The organism is Mycobacterium sp. (assembly GCF_025965855.1).
Classification (GTDB): Bacteria; Actinomycetota; Actinomycetes; order Mycobacteriales; family Mycobacteriaceae; genus Mycobacterium.
The window spans coordinates 1-7,113 of sequence record NZ_JAOPWB010000347.1; the positions used below are offsets into that span (position 1 = coordinate 1).

Here is a 7,113-nt window from a genome sequence, read left to right on the forward strand (position 1 = left end):
ACATCAGCGCCAGCTTCAGCTGACCGAGACCTGCGCCGCCGAGCTTCGGGTCGAGGAAGGCTCCCCATAGGCCCTGCGCCTTGACCCGGTTCTGCAGGTGTCGCTTGGCGACGAGCCACTCGTCAGCGGGGAGCTCGTCGAGGATCGGCTCGAGCGGGATCAGCTCGTCGTCGATGAATGCCCGCATCCAGGCCAGTTGCTCGGCGAACTCGGGATCGGTCTCGAAGTCCCATGCCATGTGCTTAGAAATCACCCCAGATCATAGTGAGATCACACTGTAATCCTGCTGCCCTAGTAAGGCAACGGCTGGTTTACGCATCACATATCCCTAGCGACACAGGGGGAGATGTGCGCCGACTGTCGGGCTAGAAAGGGCTGCTGTTCGACTGCCACTTGGCCGACTCGCCGGGCCAGACCCCGTGACTCCAGGTGCGATTGATCGAAACTTTCACTGCGACAGGCAATCCTGGCCAAACGTGCCCACCAGTCGGGGGCGGGTAGACGAGGGCCGACCCTGATTCATCAGATGAAAACGGCGTACTTTATTGGTAACCCGCCATATTCGAATCCTCCGTATTCGGTCGTGTCGTCGGCTGCGGTGGGGGAGGGGAGTGCTGATGCCGGTGCGTCAGTCCTTGGGAGCCCCGTCGGTCAGGGAGCCAAGCCCTCAGATCACGTCGTAACCGAGCCGCTGGGCGGCTGCGGCGATGCGTCGCGCCAAGCCCGGGTGGTTGAGGGGTTCGGAAAAAACGGGATGGCCTGGCATCGCCGTCGCTGCCGGCAGGAACAGTGCTATGCAAGCTGTCCCGGCGAAGCGGCTGTTGTATCGCAGACCGGCGAGGTCGGGAAATGCATCGACAATGCGCCTGGCCCAGCGCTGGGTGATCGAGTGGGGCGCCGTCGACATGGCGAAAGTGCCACCCGCCCTTGTCGCCCACGCTCCGGTGCTGTCGGCGGCGACATCGAGCAGGTGAAGGTCGCGGGTAAAACGCAGACCGGTCAAATACGGCGTGTCGCGAAACCGATCTATCGTTCGGTCGGCCTGGAACGTCTCGGCTAGCGCGGCATCCGGGGTGGCGGCTCCGTACCAAATTCCACGATCGGGATGCACGCGCCGCGGCAACGGATGAGGATCAAACCGCAATACCGGCCCGAAACGCCGAAAAGAGCTCCATGCCAAGACGTTAGGGCCCTCGGTACGATGAACTCGCCACCACAGCTCATCCGCACCGATGGTGCGGTATTCGCTATCACGGATCCCTATAGCACGGAGCCTGTCCTTCGAGGGCGGATCAGGCAGTCGCGTACGAGCAGTCACCTGCCATACCAGTCGGTGGTTTCAGCCACCGCAACTACCGCAGCAACGTCACCCCCGCTGCGCAGCCAATCCAGGGGCGCCATCGGATTGCCGTCCACCTGCAGATCGAGGTGCGGCGTGTGAAGGAACCCGTCGACGGCCACTGGATGCAAGTCGGCCGGCAACGCTTGGAATACACGGTCTAATCCGCGAATCTGCTTCGTCGGGCCACCGTTTGCGTCACGTTCGAACTGTGTCAGAGGATAAAGCCAGGTGGCGCCGTCCTGAATGGCCCACAGGCCTCGATTCAATCGCCGCTGACGCACCCGTGAGGACGAGATGCCCAGGCCCTTGGCCACCTCGTTGGCGGTGAATGCTGTATTGATTAGCCGCCCAAGGTGGGCTGCAACGTCGACGGCAGCCTTGGCATAAGCTTGCGGATCCTCACCGAACCCCACCTCGTCGAGCAGCCGGGCCTCCGCGGCCGTCAACTGTGCAGTCCAGGGCCGCAGGACCGGCAACCTTTTGAGCGCAGCCACAACGTCATCGCGGCTCACGTCGTAATGCTCACGCAACAGCTGATCCAGTTCATCACCCATAACGACCTCCGAACTAACGCGTGCTTACACCATATCATGGGCGTTAGTGGCACGAACGCGTACATTCGCAGATCAACCGGCGAATCCGGTCTCGTTACCGACAACCCGCGATGCTCAGCTCGACCCGACAGCTGTCTCGAATCTTTTAGAAGCGAGACACGGCTTCCGGGGACCGGCCGCTCTCCATTAAGGCAGCTCCGTGGAACGTCGGCAAGGGTATGCGCCGCTGCCATTGGACGCGTCGTCGAATCACGCCACCACAAGTTCGCCGTCAGGCTTTTGGGAGTTCGATACTATCCTGGCGATTCCGGTTGATCCGAGTGTTGGTCCGCGGGCACGGTTGTGCGCACTGACTCGGCGTTGCGCGTCGTTACCACCACCTTGATCGCATCCTGGATGTGTTCGCGGGCGTAGCGCAGGGCTGTCGGCAGGTCGCGCAGGTCGAATGTGTGCGTGTGGATCTTTGTGGCATCGAAGCGTTTCTGCGACATGAGCGCCTCGGCGCGGTGCGCGGCACTTTTGCCCTCGCCGCGGATGCCATAGAGGTAGATGTTGTTGCGCACGATATAGGCGATGTCGATCGACGCCGGCTCATGCGGGAAGGCGGTGAGGCATATGCGGCCACCACGGTTGAGCATGCGCGCCGCCTGGTTCACGGCGTCGGGTGCGCCAGAGCACTCGAGTACGTAATCCAGTCCCATGGCGCCAGTGATACGGCGCACCGCCTCCACCGCGTCCTCATTGTGCACATTGATCACGTGATCCGCGCCCAGTGCGCGCCCGATCTGCAGGCGGTTGTCCCGCGTACCGGTGAGAACCACCGGCGATGCCCCCAGCGCCTTGGCCACGGCGACGCCGAGCAGGCCGATCGGTCCCGGCCCCACCACGGCGACACCGTCTCCGGCCACCAGCCCGCCGAGTTCGGTCAGACCGTACATCGCGGTGCCTGCCGTCACTACCAGCGTCGCCTCGGCGTCGGACATGCTGTCGGAGACGGCAATCAGCGTGTTGATGTTGTTGACGGCATATTCGGCGAAACCACCATCGGTGGTGAAGCCGTTGGCGCGGTGGCCTTTGTCAACGTCACCGTAGTTGAGGCCGTAGTTGAGGCAGGCCGTGTACATGCCTTGGCGGCAACGCTTGCACTGCCCGCAGCCGGCATGGACCTCCACGGTGACGCGCTGGCCTACGCGGTACTCGTCCACACCCGCGCCGAGCGCCGCCACGGTGCCCATGTATTCGTGACCCGGGGTAAACATCTTGTTGAACGGTTCGCCGCCGCGGATCATCGCCGGCGCGCCGTGGTCGATGATCTCCAGGTCTGTCGCGCAGATCGCCACGGCATCAATGCGGACCAGCACCTCGGCGCGTCCCGGCTTCGGGATCGGCTTGTCCACCAGACTGAGCTGGCCGGGATCGCCCAGCACCCAGGCCCGCATGTGCTCGGGCAGCGGAGGTGCTGCGTCGGTTTCGATCGTGGTTGGATGGCTCACGCGCCTGCTCCTTACGGGTTGTTTCGGCCCCGCTGTCAAACCCAATTTAAAAGACCCGTCGACGGCCAGTCGGTCGGCGGTGGCTCCGGACAGCGCAGCGACGCCGGCACCAGCGGGTAGACGTCGATCACCCCGTGCAGCGGAGACGCCGACGCTGCTGACTGCGAATTAACGCGATCGCGACGTTGACGATGCCGAGGAGGCTGAACCCGGATCTGCCAGCTCGATCTCGCTTTGGCCCCGGTCAGCTCACGATGAGCGGCGGCCATACTCGACGAGGCGGTGGATCTTACCGATATCAAGCAGCCTCACCTCTGACCTACCTACCTGTTGTCCGTGAATTCCGGTTGCTTGGTGTTGGCCTGCGCGAGCCATTCGCGGCGGTCGCGGAATGGTTCTCATCGTGACTCCGGGACAAGTTGTCGACGGTTGGGAACCGCGGCGGCGAGAGTGGCCAAAATGGTGGGCATCGCTTCGGCGATCTCGTCGTCGTCTGCGGGGTGGATGGTGGCGAAGCGGGTCGCTGTGCTCGGTAACGACAGCTTGACGTCATCGAGCACGCGTGCCCCGGCGATGCGCGCCGCTTTGCGAGCATCGTCGTGGGCCCAGATCCCGCCGTAGCGGCCATGAGAAGTACCGATGACAGCCACCGGCTTTCCGGTGATGGCCCCGGACCGGTAGGGGCGCGAGATCCAGTCGATGGCGTTCTTGAGCGAGGCGGGGAGGGTGCCGTTGTATTCGGGGGTGACGAGCAGCAGCGCGTCGGCGGACTCAACGTCGGCGCGCAGCCGGTCTGCCGCGGACACGGCGCCCGGGCGGTCGGTGTCTTCGTTGTAGAAGGCCACGTCGGCCAGGTCGTCGAAGATGTCGACTGCTATGCCGTCGGGTGCATGTTTGACGGCCGCCTCGGCGAGTTGCCGGTTGTACGAGCCTGCGCGCAGGCTACCGACCAGAGCGAGGATCCGGGTGCTCATAGAATCCACCTTCCACTCGAAGTTTGCTTGCGCCAACAAATATATACTTGCTTGCGCGAACAATCAAGCGCTAAAGTGGTGGGATGCTCCCAGGCGAGTCGGTGACATGGCTCACAGACGACGAAGTGAGAGTCGTCGATAGGCTGCGACCGGCTGTGTCGGCGCTCTTTCGCCGCTTCGACGCCGACCTGCAACGAGAGCAGCGCCTCTCGCACGGCGACTACGTCGTGTTGTTGTTCTTGTCCCAGGCGCCCGACCAGACCTTGGGGCTTAGCGAGCTGGCAGCACGCTGCCAGCAGTCGCTCAGTGCAATCAGCCGCACCATCGGGCGGCTGAAAGCCGACGGCCTCGTGCGCCGCGAGCAGTCATCCCACGATGCGCGCGCCTACAATGCGATCCTGACCGACGCCGGACTCGGCCGACTCCAACGGGCCATGCCCATCCACCACGACAGCGTCCGCCGCTATCTTCTGAATCAATTGCAAGGTGTCGACCTACGCGCCCTCGGCACTGCGCTCGAACTTATCGCCGCCGCAGACGACTCCACGTCTGCACCCAACGCCGCGTCGTAAGCGATGAGGTACACGAGCGCGAAGCTTCCTGCGGTGATGAGTATGAGATAGCGAGCTGGATGTCCGGTCTCATCAGAGCCGGCGGTGATCGACTTGTCTCCGCCAGCTTGATTGAGACGCTCCAGGCGTCCTACGTCTCAAACTTTGTGGCGGTTCCGACCGGGCCGGCGCTCGAACCGACGACGCAGAAGTGCCCGTATTACCCCTGATGAAGCACGTAACAGCACCACCAGCAAGCGCCCATTCGATACAGTATATGAGACACCTGGCGCGGCGGGCGGGGAAGTGGGGCGTTGGCGGTGGCTCGTTTATTTAGAAACGCGAGCGATCAAGCCTAGGCGCCATTCGAGGTTGGCACCGGGCCAAGAAGCCGTGGAGGCCGAGTCACCGGGGTCAACGTCCTTTGGCCCTGTGCCGCCCGGCACACCTTGCTGACAGATCTCGGTTGCTTCTTCAATGCGCCATACAAAGCCGAGGTCCGAGCTGGACGTTCTCTTTTTCCTGTCCGACGTTGCCCCATCGTCGTCTGACACGATTTCACCCGAATTTGCCTCTGCCTCAACCGCATTCTCAACCTGGGGAAGTTCGGCGCCGAACACCGAGCCCTCACGACGGCCATAGTCCTCGGGTACACGGCCGCTATAGACACCGACTAATCGCCATTGCGGAGATCAGGTGTGGCCGTTGCCAGCCCGAAGATCGCCTTTTCAACCTGTACCGGGGTCCGACCGAAGTTCTCTCCCCAGACTGTCAGAGTCTCGACATAGCGTTGGTAGTCGGGGGTTCGGCTGATGTCGAGAATTACGCCGGCATGTTTCTCCAGCCACTCGCGTACTTGGTCGTCCAGGATGGGAGCCGCGTTCGGGTCGTCGGGGCTGGTGAGCGCTGAGGCGAAGTAGAGCCATTTTGTGAAGAAGGCACTCCCGAGGTGCTTGATTCGGCCTGCGTTGTTCATGTAGCGGAAACCCTCAAGCGGCCCATTGGCGCGTACCACCTCTGTGCCGGTGCGGAGCACGCCAGCGACGTCGCCGCGCACTGGTGCGTCGTGAGCGCCTGTCTTCACACCGGTGAGCACCCAGCGGACCCGCGTCGCCCCATAGCCCCTGTCGCCGTAGCCCCACACCATGGCACTGACGAAGGCCGGCAGGACACGCCCCCCATCGAGCTCGGCCAGCACAACCTCGCGAACCAAACTCCGATCGACACGCTCGGGAAGATCGTCGAGTAACCTGCAGGACCTCTGGAAGATCGTGCATTTCCCTACGCCAACCCGCCGGCATCCAGGGAAAGGCACGTTGCGGAATCGGTTGCTTCGCTAACACTTCCGCCAGCAGCCGCCAGCAGCGGAGGCACTTTCGACTCCATCTTCCCTCACTCCGCTCGTCGGGATGATCGTCAACATTAGCTGGGTGTACCGACAGATCGAGCGACTTAGACGTGACAATATGGACCGCTAGTCCGGTTGCTTGACGAGTTGGCGGTCGGCCCCCGCAGACAACAATGCCGTCACAAGCGGATGGGGCTCCTCAACGGTCGAGCGATTCTGCGGCACGAAAAGGGTGGCGATGTAAAACGGATGCCCAGCAAGCTCGAAAACACGTGCCTCACCATCGTCGTCGACACCGGTGACGCGTAGACCGGCTTCCTCCAGCGTCTCTCGATAGACCGCGTTCAGGCCGAAGTTGCAGTAGTAGCGCTCAGTGGCCCTAGCCGTTTTATAGCACTGCGCGACAATAGATCCCGCCTCTAGATTGACCGGCATAGTTTTCCCAGCCAATGAGCACGTCAGAGCGGAGATAAATAGCCGAGACCCGTACGGGTTATAGTTCGCATCCTCTGCGTCTTCGAAGCCGAGGACATTACGCGCGTATTCCAGAATGATGTGCTGACACCCGCCACAGGTGCCCAGGGTTGGCACCGCGTTTTCGCGCCCGAAGCACAAAGCCGCAAGCGCCCCGGCCAAGCCGTGGTACGGGCTGCCCGGCGCGCACCACAACACATCTGCCGCGGCGACCCTTCCAAGGTCAGCCTCCAACGTTTCGGTAGCTAGCCGGGGCTGTCCGATTAACGGTGGATCCGACCTTGGCATTTGTTAGTTGCCGGTCGGGGTGATCCGGCCGTTGAAGGTGATTGCGAACGCGTTTAGTGCGGGCTTCCACCTCATTGCCCATCGTGCCC

General features: G+C 62.7%; 7 protein-coding genes and 1 pseudogene. 1 reads left to right on the plus strand and 7 read right to left on the minus strand.

Annotation, left to right across the window (positions count from 1 at the left end; all coding sequences use genetic code 11):
- From JWP83_RS29920 to JWP83_RS29940, 5 genes and pseudogenes are all read right to left on the minus strand, one after another.
- Nucleotides 1-253 (minus strand): annotated as a pseudogene (locus tag JWP83_RS29920) (acyl-CoA dehydrogenase family protein); the annotation flags it as partial.
- Nucleotides 254-667: 414 nt separating this feature from the next.
- The gene (locus JWP83_RS29925) at nucleotides 668-1,330 is read right to left on the minus strand and encodes an RES family NAD+ phosphorylase (RefSeq protein ID WP_297738851.1); all 663 of its coding nucleotides are present in this window, start codon (nucleotides 1,328-1,330) and stop codon (nucleotides 668-670) included.
- Nucleotides 1,315-1,896, minus strand: a complete 582-nt coding sequence (locus JWP83_RS29930; RefSeq protein WP_297738839.1) for a hypothetical protein — start codon at nucleotides 1,894-1,896, stop codon at nucleotides 1,315-1,317. Before JWP83_RS29930 ends, JWP83_RS29925 begins: the two co-directional genes overlap by 16 nt.
- 293 nt (nucleotides 1,897-2,189) lie before the next feature.
- On the minus strand, nucleotides 2,190-3,335 hold the full coding sequence (locus tag JWP83_RS29935) for a zinc-binding dehydrogenase (RefSeq protein WP_297738841.1): 1,146 nt from the start codon (nucleotides 3,333-3,335) through the stop codon (nucleotides 2,190-2,192).
- 452 nt (nucleotides 3,336-3,787) lie between these two features.
- Nucleotides 3,788-4,363: an NAD(P)H-dependent oxidoreductase gene (locus tag JWP83_RS29940; protein WP_297738843.1), complete on the minus strand. Its 576-nt coding sequence runs from the start codon at nucleotides 4,361-4,363 to the stop codon at nucleotides 3,788-3,790.
- Nucleotides 4,364-4,518: 155 nt separating this feature from the next.
- On the opposite strand from JWP83_RS29940, the gene JWP83_RS29945 reads away from it, so the two are divergent.
- Complete coding sequence (locus JWP83_RS29945; RefSeq protein WP_297738845.1) at nucleotides 4,519-4,935, plus strand: MarR family winged helix-turn-helix transcriptional regulator; 417 nt, start codon at nucleotides 4,519-4,521, stop codon at nucleotides 4,933-4,935.
- A gap of 652 nt (nucleotides 4,936-5,587) precedes the next feature.
- On the opposite strand, the gene JWP83_RS29950 is transcribed toward JWP83_RS29945, so the two are convergent.
- Both JWP83_RS29950 and JWP83_RS29955 read right to left on the minus strand, forming a co-directional pair.
- A complete protein-coding gene (locus JWP83_RS29950; RefSeq protein ID WP_367185705.1) occupies nucleotides 5,588-6,229 on the minus strand; it encodes a hypothetical protein in 642 nt (213 codons plus the stop codon).
- A gap of 159 nt (nucleotides 6,230-6,388) precedes the next feature.
- Nucleotides 6,389-6,970 carry a CTP synthase gene (locus tag JWP83_RS29955; RefSeq protein ID WP_297738849.1) on the minus strand — a complete coding sequence of 194 codons (582 nt, stop codon included), beginning with the start codon at nucleotides 6,968-6,970 and terminating at the stop codon, nucleotides 6,389-6,391.
- Between the last annotated feature and the right edge of the window lie 143 nt (nucleotides 6,971-7,113).

Excerpts from the sequence above, each read along its gene's own strand:
- JWP83_RS29930 (WP_297738839.1), bottom strand. The coding sequence starts at position 1,896 with ATGGGTGATGAACTGGATCAGCTGTTGCGTGAGCATTACGACGTGAGC.
- JWP83_RS29940 (WP_297738843.1), bottom strand. The coding sequence starts at position 4,363 with ATGAGCACCCGGATCCTCGCTCTGGTCGGTAGCCTGCGCGCAGGCTCG.
- JWP83_RS29935 (WP_297738841.1), bottom strand. The coding sequence starts at position 3,335 with ATGCGGGCCTGGGTGCTGGGCGATCCCGGCCAGCTCAGTCTGGTGGAC.